Origin of the sequence: Mesorhizobium sp. M7A.F.Ca.US.002.01.1.1 (genome assembly GCF_004022955.1) — a bacterium.
Classification (GTDB): domain Bacteria; phylum Pseudomonadota; class Alphaproteobacteria; order Rhizobiales; family Rhizobiaceae; genus Mesorhizobium; species Mesorhizobium ciceri.
This window is the reverse complement of record NZ_RZQE01000948.1, coordinates 1-951: the sequence shown is the minus strand read 5'-3', so window position 1 is coordinate 951 and position 951 is coordinate 1. Positions and strand designations below refer to the sequence as shown.

Annotated in this window: 1 protein-coding gene; it reads left to right on the top strand. The window is 65.1% G+C overall.

Annotated features, from left to right (window positions below; all coding sequences use genetic code 11):
• Nucleotides 1–63 precede the first annotated feature (63 nt).
• Nucleotides 64–951 (top strand): tetratricopeptide repeat protein (locus EN932_RS36950; RefSeq protein WP_164890881.1); only part of this gene is annotated, 888 nt, incomplete at its 3' end.

Below are 951 nucleotides of genomic sequence, written 5' to 3'. Positions count from 1 at the left end.
CGATGAGGGAGCCATAGGCTCGGGCGCCGTGCGCGACAAACGGAGGTATGCGTTCTCGCATCGATGGCAATCCTTGACCGCCTGACTGCTTACGGTCCACCAGCGCTGGTATTGCGCCGGGCGATCCAGCTTTCTGACAGCGGCAAGCCTTTAGAAGCCTTTCCGCTGCTGGCAATTGCGGCACGCGCCGGGATTGTCGAGGCCGAATACCGCGTCGCTCGTTGCTATCTCGAAGGTTTGGGTGTGCCGCCAAGCCGGTCGGAAGGCGCGCGTTGGCTGCGGCGAGCGGCCGATCACGGCAGCCCCGATGCCCAGTCGCTCCTCGCCGCGCTTTACGTGGCTGGACTGGCGGCGCAGGAGCCCGACGGCAATGGCTTGGAATCGCAAAGCTTGTTCGAACGGGATTCCTCGCGGGAGCCGGAATTCGCGGCAGCGTTCGGGCTCGCGAAAAAGGCAGCCGAAGCTGGCTCCGCAACCGGGCAGGCAATTCTCGCCTATATCCTTAGCAGAGGCCCCGAAGCGATGCGGGACCTGGATGCGGCGCATGGCTGGTATGAGAAGTCTGCGGCAGCCGGCTGCCCTGAGGGATGCCTGGGCCTTGCTCTTTCCCTCGCCCGGCGCGGGCAGCCTGCGCAGACGGCCAAAGTTGCCGCCGAGGTTCGACGCGCTGCCGACGCCGGTCTGCCAACCGCAATCTACCTTCTTGGGGTCCTGACTGAGCATGGACGCGGCATGCCAGCTGATCGACCGGCAGCCGCGCGACTGTATCAGCTTGCCGCGGAGAAAGGCTTGCCCTCAGCCCAATTCCGGTTGGGATTGGCGCTCATCGAGGGTGGCCTTGCAGGTCAAGATATCGCCGCCGGCGAGGCGTGGATGCGGCGGGCCGCATTGGCAGGAAATATTGAGGCAGCCTATCGTCTGGGCGATCGGCATGTGAAGAGGTCGCCGCCA